Below are 16800 nucleotides of genomic sequence, written 5' to 3'. Positions count from 1 at the left end.
GTCCCGAAACCTTACAAAGCTTTTTTAAGTTTAATAACAAACAACTCCGCAGACATTTCACCGGGTTGCATGCCGGAAACATCAATGATGCAATCATTACCGGTTTGTTTAAATGACAATGATTTAGTGTTGCCTTCTTCCCTGCCGGGCGTCCTTTACCCTTTTAAGGCGCTGCACTTGCTGAAAAAGTATTTATAATCAAAAAGGTCAGCACGAAATTAAGCTGATCACTTTTTGTTTTAATCAACTCACTCTTTTTTATAATCAACTCAGGCGCTGTCATCTTTTCATTGCTATTGTATCGCGGCAATTTTACTTCATCAACAATAAAACATAGTATGACAAACAATCCATTTATCAACAAGCCGGATTCGGAGAATACAAGAGCTATCCCTGGCGCGGTATTTAATTTTTTAGTTCGGGGTGAACAAACCGGTAACAGTTTCTCTCTTGTAAAAATAGAAGTGCAGCATGGCAATGAACCGCCGGCACATACACATACAAAGGAAGATGAGTTCTATTATATACTTAAAGGCAGTATAAAGTTTATTGTTGGCGGCGCGGTAATTATAGCTAACGAAGGCGATTGTGTTTATTTGCCCATGCATACGCAGCATGCATTTGAAGTGCAAAACGAAAAAGCAGAGGTGCTGATGTGGATGAGTCCTGCCGGATTAGATCAATGGTTCTGGGATAACAGTGTTCCCGCTCCTGGCATGAAGCCCTTACCATTGCAGCAGGGTCCTCCACCTGCCGCCGTAATCGAACACTTTGTAAAATCATTAGGCGAATATGGCGTAGTGATGCAATAATATTGTCCTGTATGTAAGTGATTAGCAGGACAAATGCTCCGGCTTTGGACCTGGATGATTGCTTCAGCTGAAACAATGATTTAAGCAATTCACACATAAAATTATCCTCCCGGCGGGTAAATTATTTTTGGATAAAAGTATTCCTCGCTATTTTACAATAAAGTATTCCGGGTATGAACATTTTAATTATTGAGGACGAAGAGTTGGCTGTAAAACGCCTGAAAGGTTTACTGAAAGAAGTGGATCCAACCGCTAGAGTCGTAGCTGATACAGACAGTATCGAGACGTCTGTTGAATGGTTGCAGAACAATACAGCCCCCGACCTTATACTGATGGATATCGAGCTGAGCGACGGGCAGAGCTTTGAGATCTTTGACCTGGTGGATGTAAAAAGCACCGTTATTTTTACTACTTCGTATGACGAATACGCCATCAAAGCATTTAAAGTAAACAGTGCGGATTACTTATTAAAACCCATCGAAAAAGAAGACCTGCAGGCCGCTTTAAAAAAATATGATAACCTGAAAGAACATTACAGAAGCAAGAATATCATGGTGGACCTGCTGGTGAAAGAGCTGCAGCAAAAAATGCAGCCAAAGGAATACCGCAAACGCTTCCTGGTGAAACAAGGTATAAAACTGTTGAGTGTGAACACCAGCGACATCGCTTATTTTTATACAGATGGCCGGTTAAATTTTTTTAAAACGAAAGACAACAGGAAATTTATTGTTGACTACACCCTCGAAGAACTCGAAGACATGCTGGAGCCCGGCAGTTATTTCCGCATCAACCGTTCCTTTTATATTTCAGTGGAGAGTGTGGCAAAGATTGATGACTACTTTGGCCAGAGACTGATGTTGGGACTGCAGCCTGTTATTGATAAAGAAATACTGGTGAGCAGGGAAAGAGTAACTGAATTTAAAAAATGGATGGGCAAGTAAGTGATATTTTCATAATCGCATTAACAATTATATGTCAAACCAAACTGAGGAGTTTAAAAAATTCCGATGGCTATTTTTCCTGCTTCTCCCTGCTTTTGCAATCAGTACCTGTTATATCATGTATGGCAGCAGATACACCGGCGGGTGGCGGGTATTGTTGTTGTCAACTTTACTCACCTCGGTTATTACATTTATACTGTCCGCTACCCATATCACCGTAGCGAATTTTATACGCAAACGGATGGAGAATGATGATAAGACAGTCAAAAGGCTTTTTATTTCGGCCTGCATCTATTTTCCCATCACCGCTTTTTTTGTGACAGGGATTTTTTTGGGGTATGATGCTGTTCATTTTCTGGGTTATGAATTTAATGTGATACAATACAGGTGGGGGCTATTTACGGGTATTGTTTGTGATATTATTGGTATGGCTATGAATGAAGGAATATACGGCTACAGCAAGTGGAAAGAAAGCAAACTGGAAGCCGAACAACTGAGTAAGGAAAAATTGCAGACGCAGCTTAACGGATTGCTGCAGCAGATAAATCCGCATTTTCTTTTTAACAGCCTTAACTCATTATCAGCATTAATCAATGAAGATACAAGGCTGGCTCAGAAATTTCTGAGTGATCTGAGTAAAGTATATCGTTACCTGCTTCGCACCAATGAAAACGAACTGACCACACTGGCCGTGGAACTACAGTTTATCAGTTCTTATTTTCATATGATTGAAACCCGTTTTGGTAACGGCGTTCGCCTGCATCAAAAGATTGATGAGCAATATATGACCTGGTTGCTTCCTCCATTAACGCTGCAACTGCTGCTGGAGAATGCGGTAAAACATAACAGCGTAAGCAAACACAAACCGCTGACTATAGAAATTACTTCAGAACCGGGAGACCGGCTGGTTGTACGCAACAACCTGCAGAAGAAAAAAATAAAAGTGGAAAGTACCAAACTGGGTCTCACTAATATTGCAGAAAAGTATCGTCTTATCAACAGATCTTCTATCAATATTACCCAGGATGAAAATTATTTCTCAGTAAGCCTGCCTTTGATTGCTCCTGCCGTAACGGTAGAAAACAGCTAAAGCATGCAGCATATTTCTTCGGTATAAAAAAATTTCAATTCAACACCGAAAACACTCAGCATAAACAGCGCAGGCTTTCCTTTTCTCTTTCTCTTTCAATTTTTGTATAATACAAAATTGAAGAGTTATGAAGCTACTTTTCATAGGCGATAGCATTACCGACCCCGGTTCGTGTTACGAACCGGAATATTGAATGGTCTGAAAGATGTATCCTATATGTCCGCAAGAGCACATTGCACCCCTGCAGGGTGCCAATAATATTGGCGTCTACCAACACGCAGCCACGCTGGGGCTCAGTCCGGTACCAATCTCCGGAGTCTGCTTATCCGAAAGAAATAATCGGGAAACAGATACATGATTAAACTATAATGTAATATGCATGGATAAAAATTTGGGTAAGGATAAGCTGGCCGGTAGGCAGGTCTTCACGAACCGGAATATTGAATGGTGCGTGAAGACACGCAAGGCAAAGGAATCTCAGCGAATGCAGGATAGTTCCGGCATAATGTAAACCTATCACCTGAAATTTACCTTTCATACCATCCTTCGAAGAATACTATCATTTTGTAGTAGCTTTAAGTGTAAAGTGTATGAGACGTTGAAGAAGTTTGGTTTCATATTCATTATTCTTTCTTTCGCCCTTTTATCGATGGCGCAACCGCCGAACTGCATCTTTAAACCACCTCAATACACCATACACTTTGGCAGGGGTAATGTAAAAGACCTGACCAGCCCCGGCCTTTCCTATTATCAACGGGTTGCCGGTTCATGCCCTACAGATGGACATTATTCGTATGCTTCGTATACACAAGCCTGCTTTGGTGACGATTGGCATACACTTTCGGAGGACCACACTCCTGGCGATGTTAACGGGAATATGCTGCTGGTAAATGCAGGCCCGCGTGGAGGTGTATTTTTAAGCACTTCCTTCGGTGGACTGAAGAGCGCCACCACCTATGAACTCGGTGTGTGGCTGATGAATCTTTGCAAGCCTACCAAGAAATGTCCATTCGTGTTATTGCCCAGTCTCAACATCCGGTTGGAAACACCGGAAGGTAATTTCATCGCCGATATGGTGACAAAAGATCTGCCCAGGGTGGACGAGCCCCGGTGGACACAGCATCGTGTTTATTTCACCACCCCTGCTTCCATATCAACTGCAATCTTGTTTATGACCAACAATGCGCCGAGTGGTTGCGGAAACGATTTCGCCGTAGACGATATTACCATCCGCGAATGTGTGAAGCAAGACCCGAAACCCACAGCCGCGCCAACAACAAAGCCTCCCGCAAAACAACCGGCTGCTAAAAAAACACCCTCTAAAAAAATTACCACCACGCCTCAAAAAAAAGTTAACCCAGCCCAGGTGACCAAGCCGCAACGGGATACGGCCTCCAAAACAATTGCTGCGATAAAGCAACCGCAGAAAATATTTCCCCCACCTCCCCTGGTGTTAAAGACCCGGGAAAATGCACTGGTCAGGAAAATTGAGACCAGCGCTGGTGAGATTAAAATTAACATCTATGATAATGGTGAAATAGATGGCGATACGGTTAGCATATACCACAACAATACACTAATAAGATCGCACGTCCGCCTTTCTCAAAAACCAATTTCCTTCAGCATCGGTGTAAATCCAGCTCAACCCCACCATGAACTGATTATGGTCGCTGAAAATTTAGGTTCTATTCCACCGAATACTTCAGTCATGATCATCACTACACCCGGCAACCGTTATGAAGTTTTTATTTCATCCAGTGAGCAAAAAAATGCGAAGGTTGTTTTTGACTTAAAGAAATGAATGGACGTTCCTTTTTATCTAGCACTCAATTGACTACTGTACTGCGAAACGTCCCGAAACCTTACAAAGCGTTTTTAAGTTTAATAACAAATAACTCCGCCAACATTTCACCGGGCTGCATGCCGGAAAGGTCGATGATACAATCAGTACCGGTTTGTTTAAAGGGCAATGATTTACTATTGCCCAAAATGCTAACCGTAGTTCCTGCCGCTGGTTTAAAATTGCGCAGCTTTATTTTTGAACGGTAGCCAGGAACAATGCAAAACAGGTCTTTGTTTTTGGCAGTAAAAAATGCCTCGATATGTGCATTGTCCTTGCCGGGCTTTACGAGTTGACTAACACTGTAACCTGACATAAAACTCTGATCCTTTTTTTGGGGTATCTTACCTTCGCTCCATTGATAAGACTGTTTGTACGCTTTTGTTCCGTAAATAGCTTCTCCATTTGTTTGCAGCCAGGTTCCCATATCTGCCAAACGTTGCTCCATAATGACCGGGATGCGGCCATCGGCTGTTGGGCCAATATCCAGCAACAGGTTACCACCCCTTGATACAATATCTACCAGCACTAAAATAAGATCATGGCTGCTTTTATAATCCTCCAGTTTTTCGTTGCGGTTGTATCCGTACGAGTGGCCGATACCCTGGCTTTCTTCCCATATTACACTCGCATCCATACCGCTTCCATATTCCGAAGTAGTGTAGGTGGCCCCGGTATTTTTTCCACGGGTATTGCTTCCCCAGCGATCATCTACTACTACTTCCTTTGCTACCGGTGATTCATTAAACAACCAGGCCAGTAACGCTTCACTTTTCCAGGCTGTATCAGAAAGTTCCCATTCACCATCAGAAAATATAACGGCCGGTTTATATTTTGTTACCAGGTCTTTGAACTGGGGTATCATATGCTCGTTTACATATCTTTTCTTATCGGTCAGCCATAGCGGGTTGAACCATTCATAGAGCGAATAATAATAGCCCATTTTTAAGCCGGCTGATCTGACCGCGTTACTGAGGTCGCCCAAAAGATCACGTTTGGGTGTACCTGTTACAGCGTTCCAGGGTCTTTGCCATGTCCGGTCCGCTTCAGCGCTGTTCCATAAGCAATAGCCTTCATGATGTTTGGATGTTAAGACCACATAGCGGGCGCCTGATTTTTTAAACACATCGGCCCATTGCTGCGGATCAAACAGTTCGGCTTTAAACTGCGTTTCAAATTGCGGATATAAAAAATCAGGTCCGTAATGCTTATCATGAAATTCTTTAAATCCTTTTTTCTTTTCATTAATACGGTACCAATACCATTCTGCATAACTGTCCCCGCTGTTAGGTATCACCGGCGCATAAGAAGGCACGGCATACAGGCCCCAGTGGATAAATATGCCAAACTTATCCTGGTGGAACCATTCCGGTATCTTCCGTTTATTGAGCGAAGCCCAATTAGCTTCGAAAGGTTGCGAAGAAGCCAGGTAAAAAGTGATCAACGCCGTGATAAAGGAGAATGTTTTTTTCATCTGCTTATTTTTTATTGCTTTTTGGCCAGATGCCGACCGGCAGGCAGGCAGGGAATTCAATATAAAAATTTTCATCGCGGTTGGTATAAATTGCCCGTCCGCCGCATCGGATTATGGCTCATTTCATCTGCTGTAGTTTGTGTGATCAATCGTTTATTATTATCCTTCGAAGTAACAACTAAAATTGAATAGTTCCGTGGGTGCCGGTTGAATCAACGACGATAGCTGTTCCACGAAAAACGTCTGCAGGTTGTGCAGACGCTTTTTTTACACGATTAGTTTTAGTTAAAACATACTGAGGCCTACTCGATCCTTGGCAATTCGCTGTTGGTATTGTTCATATTCAGGTTGAGCTTTGTAGCCTTGCCATCTTCGCCTTTTACAAAAGAAAGTTTTGCATTGATCTCCAGTATCACAAAGTCTGTGTCAGACTGGGGCAACATTTCAAGCCTGGACTGACCGGTCGGATGCGCATACAGTTTATTGTTTTCTTTAAAAATAGTAATAACAATATTGCTGTTCAGCCTGTATTTGCCGGTGTAATTATCAAGAACAGCGGGATCAATGGTCGCAATTTTTTCTTCCGGCAATTTGTTTAATACCATTTGCTGCCCGTTTTGAAATAAGGTAGCCTTGTTAATAATGCCTTTCTCATCTTTGTCAAATTTCAATCTTGCCTCCACCACCTTCCAGAAAAATTCGTATTCGGAAGCGGGAAATATTTCAAACTTCGGCTGGCCGCTTAACTGTGCAAATAATTTTCCTTCGGCAGTGGTAACAGTTAATACGCCCATACCAGTCAACTCATACCTTCCGGTAAACCTTTCCAGATTCGTAGGGGCTACCGATGAAGATGAATAGGAAGACTGCGTATCCATTTTATTCCACAACCAGGCTTCGGCAATTTTGTTAGGATCAAAATTTATTTCCGGGTCGGAAGTGTTGGTAAACATTACTACCGTCATTTTTTCTTTGGGATAATACAAAAGCTGCGTCAGGAAACCATGCAGCCCGCCGCCATGCCCGATAATATCAAGACCCCTGTATTTATTTAATCCCAATCCATAGCCATATTTATTAGGCGGTTCTTTGCCGTCTTTCAAAACAACCGGTGTGATGGCTGCCTGGTAACTCTTTTCATTCAGCACTTTGCCATTATACAATGCCTGGTTCCACTTCAACAGGTCATCCACTGTAGAATACATGGCTCCTGCTCCCCCCGCCCATGACATGTCCCAGTTCAACGACTCATCATACTTATTGCCGGATTTGCTATAACCTTTTGCTTCCTGTTCCAGTTTTATCCCGGCATAATGAACGCCGGTATTATTCATCTGCAGCGGATCAAAAAAGGTTTCTTTCAAATATGCTTCATAAGGTTTGCCCGATACCTTGCTGACGATATAACCCAAAAGAAAATAGGCGGAGTTATTATACTGGTATCGTTCACCCGGGTTGAAATCATAAGGATCATTCCTGAAATAAGCGATCAGCGAATCAGGCGATATGGTTTTTGTCACCTTATCAAGAAAATCAGGTTTGCCGGTATAGCTGTGTATCCCGGATATATGTGTCATTAACTGGTGAATGGTAACTTCATCACCTCTTGGAAAATCAGGAAGGAACTTTGACAGCTTATCATTTACACTTAATAAACCATTCTCCTGCAATTTTAAAATAGCAGCAGCCGTAAACTGTTTGGTCACAGAACCAATCCTGAATTTTGTGCCAGGGGTGGCCGGTACTTTATTCTTAATATCGGCATAGCCAAATCCTTTTTTATATAAAATAGCTCCATCCCTGGCCACGAGGACTGCAATACCGGGATAGTCTTTTGATTTTAGCGATTTATAAAAATTATCAACGATGATTTCAGAAGAAGGAACCGGCTTATCTTTAGCGCCTTTCTTTAGAAGCAACTTAACCATTTCATTTCTTCCGCCGATTTTAGCGGCTACCACGGGGGTTATACCATCCGTTTCAGTATTGACATCGGCGCCATGCTCAATAAGCATTTGTATTTTATCCAGGTTACCATTTGCCGCGGCGGTATTCAACTGCTTGCCTGATGCAGCCTTATCAAGCAACCGTGCGGCAAAACCCCAGCCGCCTTCGATATCCTGCACCTTTAAAACTATCTGGTTACTTCCCTTTACCAATTTCAATGGCACCAGGTCATCATCTTTATTGACTCCTCTTGGTATCCAGTTTTCATGCACCAGCTTTCCATTAAGCCATATTTTTATTCCATCATCACTGCCTACTGCAAGCATTGCGCTGGCCGGAGCAGCGGCTTTGATCTCCGCCATAGCATAGGCATACGCAAAATCTTTTCCTTTATAAAAAGTATCGAGATCTATGATATCGCCACCGGTAATGAATTGCCAGTTGTATTCTTTCTGTTCTATTGGAAATGATTTACCGGCTGCAAAATTTAACCCTTCTGTTGCATTTGCTTTGAATACTTTTTCCTGCCATGCATCATCTGGTTTCAGTGTATCTTTTTTTACCGAAACAGGTCCGGCTACAAGCCATGTATGCATAAACTTTCCGGCTTGCGAAACATGATAAGATGCTTTACCATATCCGGTAATCTTGTCTTGTGATAAAACTGTAAGCTGACTGATAAAAAAAAGAAAAACAAACAGCAAACCAGCATGCAGGGTTTTGCCAGGAGATCGTGTTGTCATGGAAGAAGGTTTTACTAAAATTAGTACTTTGTTTCTGTTGATAAGCCGCCTGCATAGCTAATCCCTGCCGTTAAACAATAATTTAACGATAAGGCTAATTTATCAATAGTATACCTTCTAACGGACTGACTGCAACTAAAACATCTTCGCCTTCACCTTCTTATCCACCCTCAACACCGACTGTTGCTGATGGATCTGCTTATACCAATAACGAAGACTATCAATTTTTTGACTTTGCGTAGCGGAAGGTTTGCCAATGGCAATAACTACTTTGGAGGGTTCTGTTACCAGTTTGTGCTGCGCGGTATCGTACCAGTTGCCGGTAGCGTTTTCGATAGTGCTGCCCTCAGGAAAAACTCTGCTCACATACTGCTCCACAAAGGCATTCCATTCTTTTTCAGATACCATGCCCCCGTCCAGTTTGAACTGACCAAAATAAAGTCTTGTTTCCACCTGGCGGGAGGAACTGCAGGAATAAACCAACAGGCAGCATAAAATTAAACGTATCCACATAGTTAGTTTTGTTTAAGCGGACGCAAAACTAACAGCTCCGGGTATAGTCAATCAGCACAGTTGAGTAAATGGACAGTTTAGTGAGTAACCGGCAGCAGGCTAACTACATCTTTCCACCAGTTAATTCGCTGGTTATACGTTCTTACGGGATGTTGAGGGAAGTCACAGACTGCTTTACTGGATCCTCCAACTATCAATTCCCGACTTTGCCGGGACAGGGTATGCAAACACTAACGATCATCCCCCTGTCAATTATTTTTTTACACGTGTAATTCATACACTTATTTTTGGTTTTATCTCTTTTTTTTTGCAACTTAGGATCACGAGCCTTATCCACAACCTATAAAAACCGCTTTTCATGCGAACCGAAAACCACCGTTCCGGATCAAGGACTCGTTCTAAACAGGTTCTGAATGCAGATGGAAATATATTTCCGGCAATACTCAATACACTGAAAGAACCACTCTTTCTCTTTGATGATAAATTTAAAATGGCCTGGCACAACAAGGCCTGTAATGAATTGTATCAATATGTTTCCGGAAAGCAACTGGATCGCAATTTTGATTTTAATGAATTACTTACAATAGAACAACAGCTTGTATTCAGGGATTACCTGGAAAAAGCGCTGGGCGGCGAGCAGGCTCATTTTGAATGGAAATATATGCAGTCCATTACAAAATGGCTAAGCGTTTCATTATATCCGTTTATTGCAGATAACGGCGCTGTTGTTGGTATCTGTGGCAGCCTTCGTGATATTACTGAAAGAAAAAAATCTTATGAGATTATAAGGGAGAACGAAGAGAAATACCGGACGCTGGTAGAATCATTGAACGAAGGTGTCATTTTACAAACACTTGACAAGAAAGTATTGACTGTAAACAAAAGCGCAGAGCTCATATTGGACCTGCCAGCCGATGAGTTGATGGACAAAGGGTTTCCTTACCCCGGCTGGAAACTCCTGGATGAAAATGAAAAAGAAATACCCGGAGAAAGACTTTTTTATAAAAAGAATGGTAAAATAAATACTGTCAAAAGTAAAAATTTCGGCCTGCAGAAAACTGATCACATACAATGGCTGAGAGTGAGTATATCATGCGTCAGGAATTCTCAGAATAATGAACCCTATGCTCATGTCATTTCCTTTGAAGATATTACGGAACAAAAAAGAATTTCAAAGGAAATGGAAGTGTTGTCACTAATAGCCAGGGAAACAACTAACGGTATAATAATCTTTGATAAAGCTTCCAGTGAAATCTTATGGATAAATGAAGGCTTTACCCGTCTTACGGGATTTCCGGCAAAAGATGTTATTGGTGAGAACCCGGTGCGGCTGTTACAGGGACCTGAAACAGACCAGCATACGTTGAAATACATGAGCAGGCAGATACAAAATAATTTATCTTACAATGGCGACCTGCTTATTTATGCAAAAGATGGCAGCAAAAGGCTACATAACGTTACCGGGCAACCTATTAAAGACGCAAATGGGTTTGTCACCAAGTATTTTGCCATTTCCACCGATATCACTGAACGCCACCGGCTGGAAGAAGAAAGGTTGCAAAAGGAAATTGAACAGCAAAAGGAAATAAGCCGTGTAACACTACAAGCCAGGGAAGCCGAACGAAATGAATTGGGAAGGGAATTACATGACAATATTAACCAGATACTGGCGACGGTAAAATTGCAGTTGTCTCATTGTCTCGCAAACTACAAAACCGGCAAACCGGTTATAGTAAATAGTCTTAAAAATATACAGGAAGCCATGGGGGAGATTCGCCGTTTATCCCACAAAATGGTTATGCCCCGGTTTTCAGAAAGTTGCCTGAAAGAAAAGTTGCAGGGATTAATTGCAAACTATACTTACCAACAAACCATTGAACTGGTGGCAAAAGAATGGGATGATAAAGGGATGCCTCCTGCCATTAAAGAAACTTTTTTCCGGATAGCCCAGGAGCAACTGAGCAATATACAAAAACATGCGAAGGCAAACAAGGTGGTGGTACATATAAAAAACGATCCCGGAGCTGTAGCTATGTCCATTGAAGACAATGGTATTGGTTTCAACACCAGGCAGAAAAGAAACGGGATTGGCCTCACCAATATCATCAACCGGGTAGAATCGTACAACGGGGCTGCCCAATTTATTTCTGCCCCCGGAAAAGGATGTATACTATCTGTTACTATCCCGCTACCCAGAGCATAGCTAATGCGTGGAGACAGGCACCATTGCATCAGATCCTATTGAAATTAAGGTTGTGGCGTAACCCGTAAATACGGCTTTATAATTTTTACACCTTTTGGAACTTTTTCACTGCATCTTCAGCAGCCATCGTATTGGCAACAATCACATCACTATCTTGCCTCCAGTCAGCAGGGTTGAAATACTGTGTGCTGCCGTATTTTCTTCCACTACGTTATCAGCATAAGAAAGCTTTATTAAAAGCAGCGGGAAAAAATGTCGCCGATTAACGCTATACTGAACAGCTGATTTGATGCGCCGCATCCTGGTACTTTTATTCGATCCATCAGCTTTATTTATTTCAATCAAATTATTGAAAGACGGTTTACGGTTTGTACCGCTATAAAATATGGCTCACCCCTGAATAGGGAGGCGTAGTTCGCAATAAGGAAGAAATTCAACAGGATTGGGTATATATATCCACACGGCATGGAAACAAGTGCACGCAGATCAGGCGGCCGTCACGAAAACAAACTAAGACGGAAGAGATGCAACCTGATCTGAAGCGACCTTTAGTGGCTGATTATTTGTACCGGAAAATTGTAATTGATTTTTTATGTCAACGATCCGGTCACAAAAAATTCCTGCTCAGCACCACGGAGAAGAAGCTGATATTATCGAAACAGTACAAGCAGCTACCGAAGAAGATGCCAGGCAAATTTTCCGGGCGGCAAGGCAAAGATTATTCGATGTTTCGCATTGGGAAAATATCAGCAAAGGCATTTCCGCATCTTTTGTATTAACTGATCAATCAGGAAGGCCCAAACAGGGAGTACCTGCTCCCGGTGATCATTTCAGGATAAATATTCCGGGACCCGGCTCCGCAGCCGGCAGTGGATATGATTGGGTAAAAGTTGAACTGGTTGAGGATAACAGTGATGCTGCCAGTCCATCCGAATCGGCTCTTATTAAAGTAAGACCGGCAGAAGATCCTGTTAAGCAGGAAGGCATCGCCCATTTTTTAGATAAAGAAGCAACCAGTTCTTTTATCGTAAAAAGAGAAAACAAACTGGTGACGGCAGCCGTGCACGGTAGAAACGAAAAACCAAATACCGCAGCAGAAAAAATCACTGATAAAATAAGGAACGCAGTAGTGGGTACTGCAGCCGTGAAAGGCATTGCTAAAATACAGTGGCAAAAACTGGTAACCGGATTGCTGAACATAAGATGAGTGATGCATATTGTTAAAGACAATAAATATGACAGAGGAACGAATACAAACCTTTGCCGCTATCAATAGCGGATCATCTACACTTAAGTTTGGGCTGTTCCCGATAGAGGAACCAATGCAACAGGTAGTAAAAGGTAAAATTTCGGGAATCGGCTCCCGGAAATGTTCCTTCAGCGTTATCACGTCAACCAAACATAGTGTTCTTTGTGATCCTGTTGATGTGGAGACAGCAGAAAAAGCAGCCATATTGGTGATAAAGTGGTTGAAGGAACATAATAAGCAATATGAAATAATGGGAATAGGTCACCGCATTGTGCATGGGGGGTTAAAGTTTCATGAACCCTTGTGTATTGATGATAAATTGATGAATGACCTGGAAGACCTCGCAAGCTTCGCTCCGCTCCATATGCCTGAAGCCATTTCCATCATCCATGTATTCAGGCAATCTTTTCCGGGTGTTGCAGAGGTAGCCTGTTTTGATACAGCCTTTCATCACCAGATGCCATTTGAAGCCCGGCATTATGCAATACCCCGCTCGCTATGGGCAGAAGGCGTTATCCGTTACGGCTTTCACGGTATTTCCTGCGAATATATTTGCCGTTATTTTCAACAAGCCGGTTTGGACCTGGCAGGTAAAAAAATAATTGTTGCACATCTTGGTAGCGGATCGAGTATAACAGCTATCAAAGATGGTGTGAGTATGGATACCTCCATGGGTTTCACGCCTGCCGGTGGTATGATGATGAACAGCCGTGCCGGTGATATTGATCCGGGCATTGCAAGTTATTTGGTAAAAAAGGGAATGAACGCAGATGAAATAGATGAACTTTTTAATAAACAATCCGGGTTAAATGCCATTGCCGGATCCAATCATTCCATTGCGCAGTTGCAGGAAGAAGGTGCTGATCCGAAAGCTGCGCAGGCAATAAAAATGTATTGTTACCAGGCAAGAAAACAAATTGGTGCATTAGCAGCAGCCATGGGCGGAGTGGACCTGCTGGTGTTCACAGGGGGCATTGGTGAAAATGATCCGCCTGTCCGTAAGCAAATATGCACCGGCCTGGAATTTTTAGGAATAGAGTTGAATGAAGCTTCAAATGACCGCAATGATGAAATCATCAGCGAACTCCGCAGCAATGCCATTGTGTATGTAATACCGGCCAATGAAGAATTAATAATCGCCGGGCATGTGAAAGAAGTATCTCAAAAATAATTTCACCCGGCAAAAAGATAAACAATGGCAACACTCAGCAAAGGAAAAATAGCATTGATGCAGCGATACTGGCAGGCTGCCAATTATCTTTCTGCAGCACAGATATACCTGCAGGCCAACCCGCTCTTAAAAGAACCATTGAGGCCGGAACATATCAAACCAAGATTGCTGGGCCATTGGGGTACCTGCCCCGGATTGAATTTAATCTATGTCCATTTGAATCGGTTGATACAGGATACCAATGCCAATATACTTTTTATTGCGGGACCCGGACATGGTGCTCCCGCTGTTGTAGCTAACATATATCTTGAAGGAACCTATTCAGCAATTTATCCTGAGGTTTCACAGGATGAAGAGGGCATGGCAAAATTGTTTCGACAATTTTCTTCACCCGGGGGTATTCCGAGTCACGTAAGTGCAGATATACCCGGATCTATTCATGAAGGTGGTGAATTGGGTTATTGTCTTGCACATGCAGCCGGAGCTGTGTTTGATAATCCTGATCTTATTGCTGCCTGTGTTGTTGGTGATGGCGAAGCGGAAACAGGGCCGCTGGAAGGAAGCTGGAAGTCAATAAAATTTTTAAACCCGCAAAGAGACGGAGCTATACTTCCTTTCCTTCATTTGAATGGTTATAAAATTTCAAGCGCCACCGTGATGGCAAGAATGAAAAATGAAGAACTACAATCATTGCTGGAAGGATATGGTTATACTGTGCTATTTGTTGAAGGTGATGAGCCGGAAAAAATCCATTTCTCATTAGCGGAAGCGCTGGATAAAGCGTACGAACAAATCATCAGCATCCAGCAAGAGGCCCGCAACGGAAAAGAATATTTGCACCTGCGATGGCCGCTTATTGTATTGCGAACTCCCAAAGGATGGACAGGCCCTGTTGCCTGGCAAGGTAAAAAAATTGAAGGGACCTTTCATTCCCACCAGGTACCGCTAACCGAAGTGATTAAATATCCCGAACAATTAAAATTATTGGAACAATGGCTGCGCAGCTATGATCCTGAAAATTTGTTTGATATAGAAGGACAATTATTTACTGAACTGGCAGCGCTTATTCCTACGGAAGAAAAAAGGATGGGCACTAATCCACATGCCAATGCAGGTCATGTATTGAAAGATTTGATATTACCATCCCCGGAAAAGTATGCAGTGGAAGTAGCATCACCCGGTACTATAGAAGTGCAAAGCACCAGGGAATTGGGTAAATACATCCGTGATATTTTTTGGTTGAACAAGGCGAATGATAATTTCCGTTTGTTTTGTCCGGATGAAACAGAGTCAAACCGTTTGCAGGCAGTATTTGAAGCTACCAACCGTTTTTATTTGGGTGAAATAAAAGAAACCGATGAACACTTATCGGCAGATGGAAGAGTGATGGAAGTATTGAGCGAACATTTGTGCCAGGGATGGATGGAAGGCTATCTTCTTACAGGACGACATGGATTATTTTCCTGCTATGAAGCATTTATCACCATTATTGATTCCATGTTTAATCAATATGCAAAATGGATAAAGACCTGTCAGGAATTACCCTGGCGCCATCCATTGTCTTCCTTTAATTACCTGCTTACATCGCATACCTGGCGGCAGGATCATAATGGATACAGTCACCAGGGGCCGGGTTTTATTGATACCGTTGTCAATAAAAAAAGTCATATCATCCGCATTTATTTTCCGCCGGATGCCAATTGCCTGCTTTGCATCATGCATCGTTGTCTTGCATCGAAGAATGATATAAACCTGGTAGTAGCAGGCAAACAACCCCAACTGCAATGGCTCAATATGGAGCAGGCCAAAGAACATTGCAGGAAAGGAGTATCTGTATGGCAATGGGCCGGCAATGATAACGATAATGAGCCTGACATTATACTGGCATGTGCCGGCGATGTGCCCACCATGGAAACAGTAGCTGCCGCATGGTTATTAAAACAACACCTGCCCGAACTGAAAGTAAGAGTGGTCAATGTGGTTGACCTGATGTGTCTCCCACCCGCTATGCATCATCCGCATGGAATAAGCGAGGATGAATTCGCTGCTATATTTACTGACACGACTGATGTAGTTTTTGCCTTTCATGGTTATGTACGCATCATTCACGATCTTGTACATGGCCGGCCTGAACCCGAACGTTTTCATGTCCGTGGTTTTATGGAAGAAGGCACTACCACCACTCCATTTGATATGACTGTATTGAACAATATCAGCCGTTACCAGTTAGCCATCGAAGCTATTTTCAGAAGCGGCAAATCCGATTCAAGCCATGTGGTTGATCTTTTTGAACAAAAACTGAAACAGCATCATCACTATATTCGTGAACATCTCGATGATATGCCTGAAATAAAAAACTGGAAATGGACATAAAATGGCATGCTATCTCTCCCAAAGAACCATTTCGAAGTTAAATCAATCTGCTCAGCCGGACTGCGCCAGAAATCTATTTTCCGGCCACTGGTTTAATTAGGTTACCTTGCAGATGACTGCCGATCCGTTCAATTAAACTTTTTACCATGAAAGAATTTTTGGCAAGAACGTTCAGGGGATATCACTTTGAATTCACAAGAGTACTTTCTTCAAGTTTTGACCCCTGGTATCATATTTTAGTCCACCTGGCTGAAAAGGATATCAAATTCAGAATGCACAGTAATAAATCAGGCGACTGGAAAATAACCGAGGGACGTTTACCCGCTTTGCTCTATTCACTCGAACCGGAATTTGCGGAGCTGATACAATTGAATGAAAAACCGCCGGCTCCCTCTCGCACCCATTGATCCTCTTCTTTAAAGCTTCATTGGTAAGAAAACAGGT

14 protein-coding genes are annotated in these 16800 nt (G+C 42.5%); 10 read left to right on the top strand and 4 right to left on the bottom strand.

The features are described from left to right. The first annotated feature begins 338 nt into the window (after positions 1–338). From ACFEL9_RS06895 to ACFEL9_RS06875, 5 genes are all read left to right on the top strand, one after another. Positions 339–812, top strand: a complete 474-nt coding sequence (locus ACFEL9_RS06895; RefSeq protein WP_385887552.1) for a cupin domain-containing protein — start codon at positions 339–341, stop codon at positions 810–812. Between the two features lie 173 nt (positions 813–985). Further along, complete coding sequence (locus ACFEL9_RS06890) at positions 986–1753, top strand: LytR/AlgR family response regulator transcription factor (protein WP_385887549.1); 768 nt, start codon at positions 986–988, stop codon at positions 1751–1753. Between the two features lie 31 nt (positions 1754–1784). Beyond that, positions 1785–2843 (top strand): sensor histidine kinase, encoded by a 1059-nt coding sequence (locus tag ACFEL9_RS06885; RefSeq protein ID WP_385887547.1) that lies wholly within the window; start codon positions 1785–1787, stop codon positions 2841–2843. A gap of 379 nt (positions 2844–3222) precedes the next feature. Continuing rightward, positions 3223–3354 carry a hypothetical protein gene (locus ACFEL9_RS06880; protein WP_385887544.1) on the top strand — a complete coding sequence of 44 codons (132 nt, stop codon included), beginning with the start codon at positions 3223–3225 and terminating at the stop codon, positions 3352–3354. Between the two features lie 87 nt (positions 3355–3441). Then, entirely contained in the window at positions 3442–4644 is a 1203-nt protein-coding gene (locus ACFEL9_RS06875; RefSeq protein ID WP_385887542.1) for a hypothetical protein, read from the top strand. Between the two features lie 61 nt (positions 4645–4705). Here the strand turns inward: ACFEL9_RS06875 and ACFEL9_RS06870 are convergent, their stop codons facing one another. The 3 genes from ACFEL9_RS06870 to ACFEL9_RS06860 all read right to left on the bottom strand — a co-directional run bounded on the left by ACFEL9_RS06870 (position 4706) and on the right by ACFEL9_RS06860 (position 9360). Next, positions 4706–6157 (bottom strand): alpha-L-fucosidase, encoded by a 1452-nt coding sequence (locus ACFEL9_RS06870; protein WP_385887539.1) that lies wholly within the window; start codon positions 6155–6157, stop codon positions 4706–4708. A 302-nt stretch (positions 6158–6459) separates the two neighbouring features. Beyond that, positions 6460–8847, bottom strand: coding sequence for a serine hydrolase (locus ACFEL9_RS06865; RefSeq protein ID WP_385887537.1), 2388 nt, complete (start codon positions 8845–8847; stop codon positions 6460–6462). A gap of 135 nt (positions 8848–8982) precedes the next feature. Then, complete coding sequence (locus ACFEL9_RS06860) at positions 8983–9360, bottom strand: DUF3574 domain-containing protein (RefSeq protein ID WP_385887535.1); 378 nt, start codon at positions 9358–9360, stop codon at positions 8983–8985. A 358-nt stretch (positions 9361–9718) separates the two neighbouring features. Between ACFEL9_RS06860 and ACFEL9_RS06855 the strand changes: the two genes are divergently transcribed. Next, a complete protein-coding gene (locus ACFEL9_RS06855; protein WP_385887533.1) occupies positions 9719–11563 on the top strand; it encodes a PAS domain-containing sensor histidine kinase in 1845 nt (614 codons plus the stop codon). A 141-nt stretch (positions 11564–11704) separates the two neighbouring features. On the opposite strand, the gene ACFEL9_RS06850 is transcribed toward ACFEL9_RS06855, so the two are convergent. After that, positions 11705–11863, bottom strand: a complete 159-nt coding sequence (locus ACFEL9_RS06850; RefSeq protein ID WP_385887530.1) for a hypothetical protein — start codon at positions 11861–11863, stop codon at positions 11705–11707. A gap of 292 nt (positions 11864–12155) precedes the next feature. Here ACFEL9_RS06850 and ACFEL9_RS06845 point away from each other — a divergent pair, with 292 nt between their 5' ends. The 4 genes from ACFEL9_RS06845 (at position 12156) to ACFEL9_RS06830 (ending at position 16763) form a co-directional block, all read left to right on the top strand. Further along, on the top strand, positions 12156–12770 hold the full coding sequence (locus ACFEL9_RS06845) for a hypothetical protein (protein WP_385887527.1): 615 nt from the start codon (positions 12156–12158) through the stop codon (positions 12768–12770). 28 nt (positions 12771–12798) lie between these two features. Next, entirely contained in the window at positions 12799–13983 is a 1185-nt protein-coding gene (locus ACFEL9_RS06840) for an acetate/propionate family kinase (RefSeq protein WP_385887525.1), read from the top strand. A 24-nt stretch (positions 13984–14007) separates the two neighbouring features. Then, positions 14008–16356, top strand: coding sequence for a phosphoketolase family protein (locus ACFEL9_RS06835; RefSeq protein WP_385887523.1), 2349 nt, complete (start codon positions 14008–14010; stop codon positions 16354–16356). A 146-nt stretch (positions 16357–16502) separates the two neighbouring features. Beyond that, positions 16503–16763, top strand: a complete 261-nt coding sequence (locus tag ACFEL9_RS06830; protein WP_385887520.1) for a hypothetical protein — start codon at positions 16503–16505, stop codon at positions 16761–16763. Positions 16764–16800 lie beyond the last annotated feature (37 nt).

The organism is Terrimonas alba, from assembly GCF_042434975.1.
In the GTDB taxonomy this organism is placed as follows: domain Bacteria; phylum Bacteroidota; class Bacteroidia; order Chitinophagales; family Chitinophagaceae; genus Terrimonas_B; species Terrimonas_B alba.
Note: the sequence above shows the minus strand (reverse complement) of the source record. Positions and strands in the feature narration are given on the sequence as shown.

Excerpts from the sequence above, each read along its gene's own strand:
- ACFEL9_RS06895 (WP_385887552.1), top strand. The coding sequence starts at position 339 with ATGACAAACAATCCATTTATCAACAAGCCGGATTCGGAGAATACAAGA.
- ACFEL9_RS06890 (WP_385887549.1), top strand. The coding sequence starts at position 986 with ATGAACATTTTAATTATTGAGGACGAAGAGTTGGCTGTAAAACGCCTG.
- ACFEL9_RS06885 (WP_385887547.1), top strand. The coding sequence starts at position 1,785 with ATGTCAAACCAAACTGAGGAGTTTAAAAAATTCCGATGGCTATTTTTC.
- ACFEL9_RS06880 (WP_385887544.1), top strand. The coding sequence starts at position 3,223 with ATGGATAAAAATTTGGGTAAGGATAAGCTGGCCGGTAGGCAGGTCTTC.
- ACFEL9_RS06870 (WP_385887539.1), bottom strand. The coding sequence starts at position 6,157 with ATGAAAAAAACATTCTCCTTTATCACGGCGTTGATCACTTTTTACCTG.
- ACFEL9_RS06865 (WP_385887537.1), bottom strand. The coding sequence starts at position 8,847 with ATGACAACACGATCTCCTGGCAAAACCCTGCATGCTGGTTTGCTGTTT.
- ACFEL9_RS06860 (WP_385887535.1), bottom strand. The coding sequence starts at position 9,360 with ATGTGGATACGTTTAATTTTATGCTGCCTGTTGGTTTATTCCTGCAGT.
- ACFEL9_RS06855 (WP_385887533.1), top strand. The coding sequence starts at position 9,719 with ATGCGAACCGAAAACCACCGTTCCGGATCAAGGACTCGTTCTAAACAG.
- ACFEL9_RS06850 (WP_385887530.1), bottom strand. The coding sequence starts at position 11,863 with ATGCGGCGCATCAAATCAGCTGTTCAGTATAGCGTTAATCGGCGACAT.
- ACFEL9_RS06845 (WP_385887527.1), top strand. The coding sequence starts at position 12,156 with ATGTCAACGATCCGGTCACAAAAAATTCCTGCTCAGCACCACGGAGAA.
- ACFEL9_RS06840 (WP_385887525.1), top strand. The coding sequence starts at position 12,799 with ATGACAGAGGAACGAATACAAACCTTTGCCGCTATCAATAGCGGATCA.
- ACFEL9_RS06835 (WP_385887523.1), top strand. The coding sequence starts at position 14,008 with ATGGCAACACTCAGCAAAGGAAAAATAGCATTGATGCAGCGATACTGG.
- ACFEL9_RS06830 (WP_385887520.1), top strand. The coding sequence starts at position 16,503 with ATGAAAGAATTTTTGGCAAGAACGTTCAGGGGATATCACTTTGAATTC.